The 14,882-nt window shown below is 47.0% G+C and carries 13 protein-coding genes; 7 read left to right on the top strand and 6 right to left on the bottom strand.

Annotation, left to right across the window (positions count from 1 at the left end; all coding sequences use genetic code 11):
- Nucleotides 1-195: 195 nt before the first annotated feature.
- Nucleotides 196-1,404 carry a multidrug effflux MFS transporter gene (locus ACTRXF_RS03755; protein WP_474277843.1) on the top strand — a complete coding sequence of 403 codons (1,209 nt, stop codon included), beginning with the start codon at nucleotides 196-198 and terminating at the stop codon, nucleotides 1,402-1,404.
- Between the two features lie 209 nt (nucleotides 1,405-1,613).
- Entirely contained in the window at nucleotides 1,614-3,329 is a 1,716-nt protein-coding gene (locus ACTRXF_RS03750) for a bifunctional metallophosphatase/5'-nucleotidase (protein ID WP_474277841.1), read from the top strand.
- A 441-nt stretch (nucleotides 3,330-3,770) separates the two neighbouring features.
- Here ACTRXF_RS03750 and ACTRXF_RS03745 read toward each other — a convergent pair whose 3' ends face one another.
- The 3 genes from ACTRXF_RS03745 to ACTRXF_RS03735 all read right to left on the bottom strand — a co-directional run bounded on the left by ACTRXF_RS03745 (nucleotide 3,771) and on the right by ACTRXF_RS03735 (nucleotide 6,913).
- Nucleotides 3,771-5,054 (bottom strand): Nramp family divalent metal transporter, encoded by a 1,284-nt coding sequence (locus ACTRXF_RS03745; RefSeq protein WP_474277839.1) that lies wholly within the window; start codon nucleotides 5,052-5,054, stop codon nucleotides 3,771-3,773.
- A 342-nt stretch (nucleotides 5,055-5,396) separates the two neighbouring features.
- Nucleotides 5,397-6,116 (bottom strand): Na-translocating system protein MpsC family protein, encoded by a 720-nt coding sequence (locus ACTRXF_RS03740; protein WP_474277837.1) that lies wholly within the window; start codon nucleotides 6,114-6,116, stop codon nucleotides 5,397-5,399.
- A gap of 467 nt (nucleotides 6,117-6,583) precedes the next feature.
- Nucleotides 6,584-6,913: a hypothetical protein gene (locus ACTRXF_RS03735; protein ID WP_474261335.1), complete on the bottom strand. Its 330-nt coding sequence runs from the start codon at nucleotides 6,911-6,913 to the stop codon at nucleotides 6,584-6,586.
- Nucleotides 6,914-7,140: 227 nt separating this feature from the next.
- On the opposite strand from ACTRXF_RS03735, the gene ACTRXF_RS03730 reads away from it, so the two are divergent.
- A complete protein-coding gene (locus ACTRXF_RS03730; RefSeq protein WP_474277835.1) occupies nucleotides 7,141-8,340 on the top strand; it encodes a DUF418 domain-containing protein in 1,200 nt (399 codons plus the stop codon).
- A gap of 33 nt (nucleotides 8,341-8,373) precedes the next feature.
- On the opposite strand, the gene ACTRXF_RS03725 is transcribed toward ACTRXF_RS03730, so the two are convergent.
- Complete coding sequence (locus ACTRXF_RS03725) at nucleotides 8,374-8,562, bottom strand: hypothetical protein (protein WP_474277833.1); 189 nt, start codon at nucleotides 8,560-8,562, stop codon at nucleotides 8,374-8,376.
- 18 nt (nucleotides 8,563-8,580) lie between these two features.
- On the bottom strand, nucleotides 8,581-8,823 hold the full coding sequence (locus ACTRXF_RS03720) for a hypothetical protein (RefSeq protein WP_474261333.1): 243 nt from the start codon (nucleotides 8,821-8,823) through the stop codon (nucleotides 8,581-8,583).
- Between the two features lie 121 nt (nucleotides 8,824-8,944).
- On the opposite strand from ACTRXF_RS03720, the gene ACTRXF_RS03715 reads away from it, so the two are divergent.
- From ACTRXF_RS03715 to ACTRXF_RS03700, 4 genes are all read left to right on the top strand, one after another.
- Nucleotides 8,945-9,718 (top strand): ABC transporter ATP-binding protein, encoded by a 774-nt coding sequence (locus tag ACTRXF_RS03715; RefSeq protein WP_474261332.1) that lies wholly within the window; start codon nucleotides 8,945-8,947, stop codon nucleotides 9,716-9,718.
- The gene (locus ACTRXF_RS03710; RefSeq protein ID WP_474277831.1) at nucleotides 9,715-11,376 is read left to right on the top strand and encodes a putative ABC transporter permease subunit; all 1,662 of its coding nucleotides are present in this window, start codon (nucleotides 9,715-9,717) and stop codon (nucleotides 11,374-11,376) included. The genes ACTRXF_RS03715 and ACTRXF_RS03710 overlap by 4 nt, the downstream gene beginning before the upstream one ends.
- Nucleotides 11,377-11,520: 144 nt before the next feature.
- The gene (locus ACTRXF_RS03705) at nucleotides 11,521-12,402 is read left to right on the top strand and encodes a TetR/AcrR family transcriptional regulator (protein ID WP_474277829.1); all 882 of its coding nucleotides are present in this window, start codon (nucleotides 11,521-11,523) and stop codon (nucleotides 12,400-12,402) included.
- On the top strand, nucleotides 12,399-13,874 hold the full coding sequence (locus ACTRXF_RS03700; protein WP_474261329.1) for an MDR family MFS transporter: 1,476 nt from the start codon (nucleotides 12,399-12,401) through the stop codon (nucleotides 13,872-13,874). The genes ACTRXF_RS03705 and ACTRXF_RS03700 overlap by 4 nt, the downstream gene beginning before the upstream one ends.
- A 45-nt stretch (nucleotides 13,875-13,919) precedes the next feature.
- Here the strand turns inward: ACTRXF_RS03700 and ACTRXF_RS03695 are convergent, their stop codons facing one another.
- Nucleotides 13,920-14,789: an NAD(P)-dependent oxidoreductase gene (locus tag ACTRXF_RS03695; protein WP_474261328.1), complete on the bottom strand. Its 870-nt coding sequence runs from the start codon at nucleotides 14,787-14,789 to the stop codon at nucleotides 13,920-13,922.
- Nucleotides 14,790-14,882 lie beyond the last annotated feature (93 nt).

The raw sequence follows: 14,882 nt of genomic DNA, 5'->3' as shown, positions 1-14,882 counted from the left end.
TCCTCAATATCTATCTTTATTATAACGGAGAAGCGGCTTCATACGCCTTATTTTCCAAAAAATTATGCTTGTAGAATCGGCCTCTTTTTATGAGGACGGGCAAAAAACTTTCCATCTCTACTTTTTTTAGGTAAGCTGAAGCAGGTTTAATCTTTTTCCTTTATTTATATTTTCGCTTAGAAAGGCGGTCTACATATGAACCAATTAACCGGCTTCAAGCGGGCCCGTTTTGTTATCCTGCTCGGAGCACTTGCAGCACTGATTCCTTTGACTATTGATATGTACCTTCCCGCCCTTCCTGATATTACCGCTTCCTACGAAACCAGTGCCTCTATTGTACAGCTGAGTTTAACAGCCTGTCTGCTCGGGCTCGGCGTTGGCCAGCTCGTCGCCGGAGCCCTCAGTGACGTGTACGGACGCCGCCGTCCGCTGATCGTCGCCCTGATCGTTTATATTGCTGCTTCAGCTGCCTGTATTTTTGCACCGAATATTTTCATATTGATTGCAGGGCGTTTTATTCAGGGCTTTGCCGCATCTGCCGGACTCGTTATTTCCCGGGCAATAGTCCGCGATGTCAGCAACGGCGCTGAACTTACGAAGCTGTTTGCCCTGTTGATGCTCGTCAACAATCTCGTGCCGCTGCTCGCTCCTTCTATTGGGAGCGGAGTGCTCCTTTTCACCAGCTGGCCCGGAATCTTTTTAACACTTTCTGTACTCGGTACTATTCTGCTGCTGATTACGGCGTTTCGGTTAGGCGAAACGCTGCCTGTAGACGACCGGGTGCCAAGCAACCTCGGTGCTACCTTCAGCAATTTTATTTCTCTTCTTAAAGACCGGCAATTTTCGGGATACGCTCTCTCCCAGGGATTTATGATCGGTGGGATTTTCGCTTACGTAGCCGGCACTCCGTTTATTTATCAAAATATATACGGCGTATCCCCACAGGTATTTAGTATTCTGTTTGGCTTAAACGGACTCGGCCTTCTGCTGGGAACGTTTATGGTCGGCCGTTTTGCTTCTGTTATTCCTGAAAAAACATTTCTTGAAACCGGTCTTGTAATGGCGTTTGCGGCCGGACTGGCCCTGCTTGTAGTCGTTATTTTTGAAGGACCGCTCTGGGGAATAGTGCTGCCTATCCTGTTTTTTGTTACTTCTATCGGCTTTGTCGCTACTTCTTCGTTTTCCCTTGCGATGGAAACCCAGAGTCATATCGCCGGCAGTGCTTCTGCGCTTTTAGGTCTTCTGCCGTTTGTACTCGGTGCCGTAACGGCTCCTATGGTCGGGATTGCCGGTGAAGAGACAGCCGTTCCGATGGGGCTCACCATCTTTTTGATGAGTGCACTGGCTCTCGTAACATACGTATTCATGGCTAAGCGAGGCGGACCGACAGAAAAGCCGGCTTAATAATCTAAAAGAATCACGACTTTGGATGTAAAAAAATAGAGGGCACGGTTATGAGTTTTGTCAAATACTGTCGTATAAGTCTGTCAGCGCCATGGGTACATGCTCTCTCTTTTTCTCATTGTTTACAAGCAGTAACTCCTGCTTATTGGCAAAAGATCAAAATTTTCTTACATTTTAATAAGATCTTTTATACATATAGGGGGAATTACATGAACCATTCATATTTACGATGGGGGATTGCTGCCAGCGCTTCTGCCGCTTTTTTCGCACTGCCCGCAGCTCATGCCGGTGCAGCAGAGGGGGAAACAGAGGTAACAGTCATTCATGCCAATGACATTCATTCTTCCATTGAGGATATGGGAAAGCTTGCCGGTTACATTGATGAGAAAAAAACAGAATCTGATCACGTGGTCTTTGTCAGCCCCGGGGATATTTTCAGCGGAGACCCGGTAGTCGATTTACAGGATGGGGCTCCTATGGTCGACTTAATGAATGATGTCGGACTTGAAGCTATGACGATCGGCAACCACGAATTCGATTATGGCCAGGAGGTCTTCGCCCAAAATGAGGAAGACAGTGATTTCACGTGGATTAGTGCCAATACATCAATCGAAGACAGCTCGATCCCTATTGAAGAACCCGCCGCGTATGATGAAATTAACGTTAACGGTGTCGATATCGCTCTTCTTGGGCTGACTCAGGCGCCGCCTGCCACAGCGCCTGATGGCATCGAGGGCCTCAGCTTTGACAATGATTACGCAGGGGTGGCGGAGTCATACGAAAGCCTTGGAGAAGACGCAGACCTTTTTCTCGGCCTTACTCATATAGGCTACAGTGAAGATGAGCAGCTGGCAGAGGACGTAGATTTTTTTGATGCCATTATTGGCGGCCATACGCATACTGTCCTTGAAGAGCCGGCCGTTGTGAATGGCACACCTATTGCCCAGGCAGGCTCCAGCCTCGACTTTATCGGAGAAATGACCTTTACCCTTGATGATGAAACCGGAGAAGTAACAAACACTGAAGGTCAGCTGCACGACATCGAGAACATAGAAGCGGTAAATGAAGACGTTCAGGCGAAAGCAGATGATTATATAGCAGAAGCGGATGAACTGCTCGGAGAAGTGATTGGGGAAACAAATACCGGCCTGTCGAGAGACAGCCGCTATGAGGAAGACGCCCCGCTTGGTAACTTCTGGACCGACTCCATGCGCTACACCACAGATACAGACGTTGCCGTTTATAACAACGGAGGCCTGCGGGCTGGCATCGACCCTGGAGATATTACTGCAAGAGATATTTATTCCATTGAACCATTTGGAAATAATATCGTTGAAATGAATATGACCGGAGAAGCTCTTGAAAATGTAATCGAGCAGTCCTACAACCGAAATGAGCAGGTGGATCTGCAGACGTCCGGGCTGAACTATACCGTTTATACGACCGAAGACGGAGCATTTAACGGAGCCGGACTAACTATTGACGGAGAGCCAGTCGAAAGCACGGAAACCTACTCGGTCGCGCTGCCAAACTTCCTCGCGGACGGCGGGGACGGCTATAATTTCGAAGGGGAAATTATCCAGCCGGATGCCGGGCTTGTGACTAACAGCATGATCACCTATGCTGAATTCTTAATGGAAACGGAAGGCGCCGTGGATTATGAAACAGAGGGGCGGATCAGCCTTGAAGCCGGGGAACCGGCCGCTGAAGAACCGGAAGCTCCCGTTGAAAACGTCACAAAAGAATGTATTATCGATGAAGTCCATGAACTGGTACCAAACGGCAATCCAAACAACAATGACTCTGACTTTAACCGCGGTCAGCTGATTTCTATACTTCAAAAGTATAAAAACGGCAAAGATGTGGAAGTTCCTGCTGCAGCAGAGCCGGCAAAGGAATGCATAGATCAGGCTCAAGCGGATTAATAATGTAACACTCTTCAGGGCCGGGGAAATCCGGTCCTGATTTTTTACTGCAAGCTGCTTTTGACGGAAGATAATTCATATTAAATATATTCTAATTTAAGGTGTGATATTTATGATTCAAAGACTGCATTCCCTGGGATTTTTGTTCATTATTATCAGCTTCGTGCTTTTTGGATATTTATTTACTCAACACGGAAATGGTTATATTTTTGCTCTATTGGTATTTATCATTGGATCGTTGCTGCTTTTATTTACTTCCATAAAAAAGAACACAGAAAGAAGCTTACTTTGCCGCATTCAACTGCATAAATACCAGGCCGTTGGCCCGGGACCCAGAAAGCAATTCAAAATTCATTTATAAGTGCAGGCAGTGCGGGCACAGCAAAAGTGTATTTCGGGCAATTTAAAGCCTGCACCGCTTTGCGATACAGGCTAATTTACTTAAATAACACCAAAGATATTTAAGAATACGCGAATAGCTAAAAAACAAACCATTAACATTACTAAACCATAAATAATATTTTGTGATGTATTATTAGCTAATTTACCTAAATATCTACGTTTATTACACAAAATCCATATAGAACCAACAATAGCTGGAAGCAATAACCCATTCAAAGCTTGGGCTGTCATAATCAACTGGATAGGTGTCTCTCCAAAAGCAAAAACGATCAAAATCGGTGTGACGCCTGCCACCAACATCATAAGTCGATTTGCAACAGCTTTAGGTTCTTCTGAATGGCCCATTGCCTGACCAAGAAGCGCCGGCTGTACAGAAATATTAAATAACCCTGAAGAGAAACCAGCTGCCCAAAGTCCAACTGCAAATAGCACACCTGCATACTGACCAAGTAGTGGTGTTAATTGATAAGCCATATCTCCAGCGCCTTCAATTACAGCACCTGTGCCGTAAATGACTCCTCCGGCACAAATTAATATAGAAATAGCTACTATCGCAGTTATTGCTACATTAGTACGAAGATCGAAATAAGAAAGAGCCATCTGTTTCGCTCGCGGGGTTACATAATCATTTTCGTATTTTTTCTTAATAAACGCTGAAAGCCCAAGAGCAGTATTTGGCGGTAGAGTTGTCGCAATTAAAGCTAAAATTAACCAATAATTACTTTCCGGTATTTGAAATGAAAATCCGGTAGTAAATATCTCAGTGATACTTGGCCCTGAAACAAAAACGGTCAATACGAATGCTCCTACCATCAACCCGATGAAAACTCTATTAATATTTTCTAACAGTTTATAAACGCCAATCCAAGAAATAGCTAAAGCCATTAAAGCTAATATACTGACCCAAGCTACTACAGATATAGAGGGAAGAAAAAAATTTAAGGCAAGAGCAGCACCAGTAAAATTTCCCGCCTGAAATGCGATTGCACCTAAAAGAAGTGCTATGTAAAGCGTTATTGCCCATCCCTTTCCCATATATTCGCGAATACCTTCCATCGCTGCCATTCGGGTTTGCACTGTAAATTTCACTACTGGCCGCTGAAAAAAATAAGCTGCTAAAGATGCTATGACTAAAATCCACATTACTTGAAAACCATAACTCGCCCCCGCTACAGAGACAGTAGTAATTGTTCCCGGACCTAAAATGCAAGCAGCTACAATAGCAGCTGGGCCGAGAGCCTTCAATTTTTCTCCCCAAGTTATAGAGACTTTTTCTGCACTGTCTGCTGGTACAGACTCCTGTAAATCTTTTATTTCTTTCATTTCCCCACTCCCATTTTCTTTTTATATGTTATATAAAACCATATAAAAACCACTAAGATTGTATTTATGGGAGAGAACCTTACATTCTTTTTTATATATTCAAATTTCAGTTCTTACATTCAATTTATTTTAATTTACATTTTTTTTATAATAGGAAAAACTATTACTTCCCCCCTTGAGTAATGTTTCCGTGGCACTCTTCGTCCCGGCTCCCCATTGAACAAAGAAGGCAGCAACCTGCTAAGACTTGGTACTGTCGAGCGTCCCGCCCATTAATCCGACAGACATACAAAAAAGCCATGCCGGATTATTCCAGCATGGCCTTTTACATATATCCTACAGTTATTTCGCTTCCGTCACCGGGTCCGTAACAAACACTACGACACTTGTGTCGTTGTAAAAATCCCAGTCCACAAAAATATCATGTACCTTCGTCCCGAACAGACGATCAAAGCGTATTTCGTTTAACAGCTGTTTTTCCAGGTGGCGCTTCGCCGTTTTCAGATTCGCTCCGTGACCCTGATTGATTAATTCTTTTTCAATCAGTATTAAAATGCCTGTCCTAGCAGCTATTAATGTTCGTTCATTGATCTGGTACATCGCGATGTCATCAGGAATTTTTTCTGTTTTGGCACTGACGTCGTTTACTTTTCTTTTGATATTTTCTTCGTATTCCGGTCGTTTTTGGTCTTTATTAATTTTTAATTCCTGCGAATTCAGGGCAGTAATCATGCCCGACCGGTTTTCGATATTCCAGTCAAAATAAAACTCCCAGCCGTCTATATCTGCGATCCTTGACAGGTAATGCTTCACTTCAGGAAGGATCTGCTCCATCATTGTCTCCCGGAGCTCTTCGACAGCTTCCTGGTTTCTCTGTCCCATGATAACCTGCTCCATCGGAGACAGAAATTTACGGATATGCATTACGATGCAATGAGGATCAATGCTGACGTAGACCGATTCAGGTCCCTTCCCAAAGTGATCCCTTAATAACTTTCCAAGGTAGCTTCCCAACTGCTTCTGTTGCTCCTGCAGGTCTTCACTTGAGTAATTTTCCGCCATGCCCTCTCCTCCTCTTAATATATATCGGCTAAATTTAAAGATCTCAAAAAAAGATCTATGTATGAATTGCAAAATAAAGGCCTACCTCCCCGGGAAGGCCGGCCATTGTGCCTACAAAATACCACCTTGATAAATGATATTCTATTATCTCTTTCCCGCCCATGCGCTTCATTCAATCATTTAATTTCGATAATCTGCGTTTAATTTGCATTTTATTAAAATAAACCTACAGAAAAAACCGGAGACTGTTTTTAGCACCGGTTCTTTTTCCATATTCATTTCATACTCCGTACATCGAAACGATTCCTGCGTTCACCGGCGAGCAGCCGGCTGGGTTTTATGAAAAAAATCACGGCAAAAAACAGCTCCGATCAGCAGTCCAACCAAAAAACCAAGTATCAAACCACTACTATAACAAGAACGCGGAGGTATAGCTTTAGAAGCTGTTTCCTGTTATGTACGAAGCGTTATAATTCCGGTTCGTAAAATTCTACACGGAGTCCCTCAAGCGTAAGTTCTTCCGGCTTCCATTCCCCTTCTTCGAGCAGTCCTTCCCGGGTAAAAACAAGAGAGTCCTTATCCTGAAAATCTTCAAGCTCCCAGTAAAGCATCCGGTTTTCTTCCTGATAAATTTCAAGGTACGCAGCATTTGAATGTTCCTTTGCATGTCCTTTAAATAAACCAAAGGGAAATGTTTTTTTAGACCGGTTTTCCATTTTTCTGAACGTGAACTTGTGTGTTTCATCAATCGTGCCGTGCATTTCATCTTCCTGAATATTAATTTCTATTGTTCTCAATGTATCTCTCCTTTTCTGTATTTACTTTGATTGATAGTTATTTATGAATAAAAGCCCTGTACATTTAACGTTATACAGAGCTGTAGAGAAATAACATATTTACCATACTTCTTTACTACCCTCATTTTTTCCCGTGTAATCTTTCTTTAAAGAATTACCGCAACCTTTCCTTTCTCTGTACGTAGGTTTGGTATACTGGATCCAGTTCCTAAGAAGGAGGAAATCAGATGGCCCAGGCGGTATCTCTAAAAGAACGTATACATACGATCGATATGCTGAGAGGCTTTGCCCTGCTCGGCATTATACTGGCAAATATGGCCGCCTTTAAAGCTTTAGGCTTCAGCCAGTACGCAGATATGATAAATACCAGTCTGACGGAAACTACAGCAGCCGATCAAGCTATTAATACGCTGCTGGACTTTTTTGTGATTGGAAAATTTTATCCCCTGTTTTCTTTTTTATTCGGGCTCGGATTCTATATGTTCCACAAGCGTCTGGTAGAAAAAAACCTTTCCGCTGACCGTATTTTTCAGCGCCGGCTTCTTTTTTTACTGTTTACCGGCATAATTCATCTCGTATTTTTATGGTCCGGCGATATTCTTCACTTATACGCGGTGACTGGCTTCTTTCTGCTTATGTTTATTTATAGAAGCAGTAAAGCAGTTTTAGCATGGGCTCTCGGACTTATCCTTGCTTCGGGAGTCTTTATGACCCTCCTGTTAACTGCAGCCTCCGCGGGGACTGCCTCAATGAACCCCGGGGCCTCCGCCGAGCAGTCAGTTGCTTCGGGAATTTCTGTAATGAGAAACGGCTCCTACGTCGATATTTTATCCTACCGGCTGAGCAATGAAGTCGTATTCGTTCTGCTTCAGCTTCCGTTTTCTGTGCCTTTCATTCTTGGATTATTTCTCATCGGCTTTTATTTTGGACGCCGGAGCATGTTTACAGAAGCCGCGTTTCATATAAAGTCATGGAAGCGCCTCTGGGTACACAGCCTGTGGCTCGGCCTTGCCCTGAATGCCGCCGTTACAGCACTTAAACAGGAATGGACAGCCCTTCCCGGCGGTATCAGCACCGGGCTCGGAGATGGTTTGAATTATATCGCCGGACCAGTGATGATGCTGTGTTACGTGTCGTCGTTTGTGCTGGCCGTAAAAAAACCAGGACTGCGCCGGCTTCTGCTTCCATTCGCCTCCATGGGGAGACTCGCTTTAACAAACTACCTGCTGCAGACTATTATTGCTGTTCTCTTGTTTCATGGCTACGGCCTGGGGCTGTTCGGGGAGGTTTCTGTTACTGGCGGGTTTATTGCAGCGTTAATCATTTATATTTTCCAGCTCGCCGGCAGCCATTGGTATGTGAAGAAATTTTCCCAGGGGCCAATGGAATATCTGTGGCGCAAATGGACCTACGCCCGTAAGGCGTGAATCCAAAAGGCAGCCGCTCAAGCGCAGCTGCCTTCATTGCTCCGGTTCTTTAGTAATATTTTTATTCCACCAGTCTGCTGCCTGTTTGCGAAACACGAGCAGCGCGCACCCAAACAAGCATAAAATCGCGGGAATCCAGTTCGGGACACTGGCTAAAATAAATAAAAATACGCCGATGCCGTTAATAAGCGTGGCCAGATTCATCACTTTTTTTGGTTTCAACGTTTCTCCCCCGTTTAGCTATGTTAATTTTTCCGTTGGATAAAATTCAATTTCCCGGCTTTCCCCCGGTTCCAGGTTTTCTTCACAAAATTGCTCCACGATATCTTTTAGGGAAGCGGAATCAGATGCAGCGTAGCGTTCCTTTAAATAGCTGTTCACTTTTTTCTGTTGCTTCCGGTGCGCTTTTGGCACCATCAAAAAACCAATCATTTCACCGTCAGACGTGCGGTCCAGTCTATCCGCCAGTTCTTCGTAGGTCATTTCAGCCCTCTGCCTCCTTACACGGTACGCTCTTTTATCATTTCCATTATTTTCTATATCATTTATGATGAACATGTCTTTTCATCTTTCCCACAGCATATCATACAAAGGAGGGCCCGACATGCATGATTATCCCGCAGTAGAAGTAAGCCAGCTGACAAAACAATTTAAGGGGGCCACTGCTGTACACCCATTGAGTTTCGAGGTCCACGCTCATGAAATATTCGGCTTTCTCGGACCAAACGGGGCCGGTAAAACAACGACGATGCGGATGCTCGCCGGATTGCTTGAACCGAGTAGCGGGGATGGATACATTCATGGTAAATCGATTATAAGTCAGGCGCTCGAAGCAAAGCAGCAGCTTGCTTATCTGCCCGATAAACCAGATATCTATCCAAAGCTCACAGGATGGGAATTTCTTCAGTTTATTGCTTCTGTATTTAAACTCGACAAAAACATATGGATAGAACATGCAGAGAGGCTCCTGCACCGGTTTGATTTAACAGAAAGCGCCGGCAGGTTAATGGAGACATATTCACATGGCATGAAGCAGAAAATAGCTTTAACCGGAGCCCTGATTCATCAGCCGTCTGTTATTTTTCTGGACGAACCTACGGTCGGGCTCGATCCGAAGAGCTCGCGCGACCTTCGGGCTATTCTGCGCGAAACCGCAGCAGACGGCACTGCCGTTTTTTTCTCTACTCATATGCTCGACGTTGCTGATCAGCTCTGTGACCGGGTTGGGATCATTCACCAGGGGATGCTTCTGCAGACGGGCACTCCAGAGGCGCTTAAACAGGAGCATGCCGGTCACGCCGAAGGCTCTCTGGAGGATGTCTTTCTCCGCATGACAGAGCAGCACGAAACCGAAGGCCCTGAAGGAGAGGTTCCGTGATACAAACGCTCTGGTATTATCAGAAAAAAACGCTGCGCCATCAGTACGAGTCTCTGCCGTCCGGGCGAAAAGTATTATACATCACTCTGACAGCCCTGGCCCTGTTCATTATGGTTCCCTTTGGTCTCGGCATGGCTGCGGCCGGGGACGTTTTTTCTCCGGAAAGCTTACATGCGGTCATCGTTTACCTGCTGCTGAGCATCATGGCCGTCATCACTTTCGTGACCATGCCGCGCACCTTTCAATTGTTGTTCGGCTCCAAGGATATTGAGTTTTTATTCACTCTTCCCATCCGCTCAAGGCATCTGTTTGCCATGCAGTTTTTCACCGGATGGGCCGGATTCCCCCTGCTTTCCTTTTTATTGTTAACCGGGCTCAGCATTATTATCGGAGTCGTTTCCGGAGCCCACCTACTGTTTTATCCGGCCGCTGCTCTTTTGTTTTTCGGCCTGTCTGTTTTTGGAGCAGGCCTCGCGTTTCTATTGAATCTGTTTCTGGTTTATATTCTGCCGGCCCAGCGTGTCCAGCAGCTGACTACTGTAATCAGCTTCATATCTGTAGCCCTGTTTGTTCTGGCTGCGCAGATGCCAAACATTATTATGCAAAACGGTAAAACATCCCTTACCATTGAAGCAGCTCCCGTATGGCTGCCCACGCAGCCGGTGGCAGCCGCTCTTTTCGCTTCTTTTCACGGGGAAGGCGCAGGAGTCATTTATACGGCTGCCTCCCTCGGAGCTTTGGCGGTTATAAGCCTCGCTTCCCTGTGGTTCGTGGAAAAACACTATTTTTCCTCCTGGCAGCGGGCCGCCGAGCCCGTGGGAAACAAAACCAAATCGACCAGGCCCGGGGCCGCCCGCCCTGTCCCCCATGCTATTGCCTTTAAGGAATGGCGGGCTGTGCAGCGAAATCCTAAAGAATGGACCACCTGCTTCACGTTTGCCCTTATTCTTATTTTAATGTTCATCAATTTCTTTGGCAGCGACTCGGCGCTTGCTTCGCCCTGGACAAACCCCGCCTCCGCCTGGAGCAGTGTGCACGTTATGCTCGGTCCAGCTATTCTGCTTGGTCTGCAGCAGTTTGCTGCGGCCGCATTTGGAAGAGAGGGCGAGTCCCGATGGATGCTGCGGGCGCTCCCTATAACACCCCGGCAGATTGTCCTCGGAAAATTTCTGGCTCACTGGGTTATGACAGGGGTAGCACTTATAGCTCTTGAACTGATTACCTTTCTGCTCTTTGGATGGAGCATCGTACTGTTTTTCGCCGGGCTTGTCCTGACACTTTCCCTCACAGCTGTTGCCGCTGCTTCAGGTGTCTGGGCCGGGGCCGCCGGCGGAACATACAATGAAAAAAACCCGCAAAAGCGGGTGCGGTTCGATACAGGAGTGGTATCCTTTTTTCTCAACGTTCTGTACCTTCTGCTTTTTTTCGTCCCCGCCTGGATGCTTTTAAGTGCCGGTCTGTCCCTGCACTCAAAATGGCACGGTCCGGAGCCGGCTTTTCTTCCCTTATGGAATACAGCCCCGTGGCAATGGATCAGCCTGCTGGGAGCCGGGGGACTTCTGTCTGCCGCCGGAATTGCGCTCCTGATCGTCTATCTCCATCTGCGCCATGGTACAAAAAAGCTCACAGAGCGGGGTGTTGATTATTTAGATACATAAGCCTGCCGGGCTGCCGGCAGGTTTTTTGTGTTAAAATCTCTAAGCCCATTACTTGATTCTCTACATGGCAAATGCTACGATACTCTTTGTGACTAAACGTTCACCAAAAGTAACCACAGAGTCAAAAAGGGGGTCGAAAGCTGCATGACAGAGCGTAAGGATGAGCTTTTGGAAGCAGCACTCCAGCTGTTTGTGAAGCAGGGCTTCCACTCGACTTCCATCCAGCACATTACAGCGGCCTGCGGCATATCCAAAGGCGGCTTTTATAAGCATTTTGATTCCAAAGAAACGATGCTTTTAGAGCTGCTCCGCAAAGTGCATGAAAATATGCTTTATGAAGCCGAAAACTATCAGGGAAAGCAGCATGAGCCTGAGCTCAAGCGGCTCGAGGGTAAAGTACGCATCGAGCTGGAGAAATTCACGGAGTACCGTCCACTTTTTCAGATGCTATTCACGGAGTTCCCCCCTCATACGGAAAACAAAATTTCCAACTACTTAAACCGTATGCGCCGCTTTTTTCAGGAATGGCATGAACAATCACTACTGGAAGCCTTCGGCCCCCGGGTGCACCCTTACGTCAGTGATCTTGCTGTCATTCTCGAAGGGATCATGCACTCCTATTTAACCCTTATGACCTGGCATGTTTCCGCTCTCCCGTTGAACCAGCTATCGGCATTCATCGTAGAGAGGATTCATTCCATCGTTAAAGATGACAGTGATCTCCATCCCCAGCTTCCGAGAGAATGGGCCGGAGGAGAAGAGCCCGTGCAGGGCATGGAAAGCATCCGCTGCGAATCCGAAGCACTGCTTTTATTTGTAAAAGCCCGGCACACGCAGGGCGAACTGCCTGAAAAGACACTCCAGACAACTGAAATGATTCACGAAGAGTTCAAGTCAGAAATACCGAGGGAATTTTTGATCGATGCTTTACTGCATCAGCTGCAGCACCACGCGGATCTCCATACGCACACACAGAAGCTGAGTGCAAAATGGAGCGCATGGAAAGGAGAGAAACACGTACTATGAGTTCTTCATCTTGGGACATTCCCACCAGGCAGAAGGCAGCTATGATTACTGCCCTGCTGCTTGGTGCTTTTATGGGAATTATTAACGAAACACTGCTCGCTACTGCCCTGCCCTCCATTCAGGACGCACTCGGAGTCACCCAGGGGACCGTTCAATGGCTGACGACGGCCTTCTTAATGACAAACGGCATTATGATTCCAATCTCTGCCTTTTTAATTGAACGCTTTACTACCAGAGGATTATTTTTGACCGCTATCAGCTTATTCGGTGCCGGTACCGCTATCGCTGCCATTGCTCCTTCGTTTCCGGTGCTTCTTTTTGCACGTGTTATCCAGGCATCCGGCTCCGGCATTATGCTTCCTCTTTTAATGACAGTGCTTCTGGCCATTATTCCCGTGGAGCGCCGCGGCACAGCGATGGGCATGATCGGGATCGTTATTTCGTTTGGGCCGGCTATCGGCCCGACGCTCTCCGGTTTTCTACTCGAGCACTTTCCGTGGAGAGCCCTGTTTATTACCGTGCTTCCAATCGTAGCACTGACAATTATTACCGGGGCAGTCTTCCTGAAAAACGTGACCGAACTGGGCAGTCCGAAGATTGATGTATTGTCCATCATTCTTTCTTCCTTTGGCTTCGGCTCCTTTTTGTATGGCTTCGGGACAGCTTCCGAAAGCGGCTGGGGCAGCCCGGTCGTTCTTACCGCCGTAATTGTCGGGGCCCTGATTATCGGATTATTCGTCTGGCGTCAGTTTACGCTGAAATCGCCGATGCTCGAATTCCGCGTATTTAAATTTAAGATATTCAGTCTCGCCATCGGTATCACTATGGCGGTATTGATTTCATTAATAGGAGCAGAAACGCTTCTGCCGCTGTTCATGCAGAATGTGTTGGGCTTTACACCGTTGGAATCTGGCTTGATGCTTTTACCGGGCGCCATTGTGATTGGGATTATGTCGCCGATTACCGGACGCCTGTTTGACGCCTTCGGTGCAAAATGGCTTGCCATTACCGGGCTTTCCATTGTGACCATCACGACCTTTATGTTTACGAACCTTTCGCTTGAAACATCGTTTACGTATTTAACTATCGTATATGCCATCCGCATGTTCGGCCTCGCCTGCGCACTGATGCCGGTTATGACATCAGCTTTAAACCAGCTGCCGATGAAATGGTACGCCCACGGCTCGGCAATGGCGAATACGCTGCAGCAGATTTCCGCTTCTATCGGTACGGCCCTCTTGGTTACCTTTGTCGCCTTAGGTGCCCAGCAGTATCAGCCGGACGCCTCGACCTCCGCAGAAGCGGCTCCCCAGCTCGCTCAGGTAGCCGGGTTTGAATGGGCCTTTATGGGAAGCACGGCTCTTGCCTTTGTCGCCCTGATTCTTTCCCTTTTCTTAAGCTCACCGAAAGAAGAAAAGGAAATGACCCGTCAGGCAAACGAAGAACAGCAGAGCAGCGCTCCCGCTAAATAGCAAAAATCCCCGGCAGGCCGTTTTTTCAGGCCTGCCGGGGATTTTTTATTCGCTCCCTTTTGCCAGCAGCTTATACACCGCCGCAAAGTCTTCATCACCCATACCGTACTGCTTTGCCAGCGCATACGCTTCCCGGACGGAGCCGGTGACCGGCAGGGAAATTCCTGCCTGGTACGCTGATTCCTCAAGCAAATGTAAATCCTTGTAGGCATGCTTCAATGGAAACTGGGTTTCGTAGCTGCCGCTCAGAAGCATGTCACGCTTTCCAGCCACAGCAGGAGCCGTCGTCGGCACCTGAAGCAGCACATCAAGCGCCTGCTCTTTATCAAGTCCCAGTCCTTCTGCTGCGTGCAGGCCTTCTGATAAGCTCGTCATGGCATGCATCAGCGTTAAGTTGACGGACATTTTCATTGCAGATCCGCTTCCAGTGCCTCCCATGTAATGAACATTTTTACCCATAATTTCGAGAAGCGGCTGTACCTTCTGTACGTCCTCCTCACGGCCGCCGGCCAGAAACACCAGCTCTCCCTTTTCAGCGGGCCCTTTAGATCCGGATACCGGTGCATCCACCAGGCGCATTTCCTTCATTTTTGCGGTTTTGGCCATCTGCCTGGTAAAGCCGGGATTAACGGTACTCATATCCACCCAGATTTTCCGGCTTGTTTCACCGGCAAACAGGCCGTCCACGCTGTTCGCGATTTCCTCAACTGCTTCAGGGTTCGACAGCATCGTGAATACGACATCCACCTTGGAAACCAGCTCTCTCGGCGTTTCCCGCCACCCAGCTCCTGCGTCGAGCAGGTGCTGTGCTTTTTGCTTAGTCCGGTTATAAATCGTAACCTTTTCCCCGGCATCCATTAAATTTTTTACCATGTTTGAACCCATAATCCCTGTTCCAATAAAACCAACTCTCACACTCATTCATCCTTTCTGCGTACACTTCTATTTGGGTGTTCCCTATCCGCAACCTGGCAAACGTCCACCAGACCGTATTGTTTTCGCTTCTCC

It is taken from the genome of Marinococcus sp. LNHM3E3-2.2, from assembly GCF_056034385.1.
The sequence above is the reverse complement of the archived record's forward strand: the minus strand, read 5'-3'. Positions and strand labels throughout refer to the sequence as shown.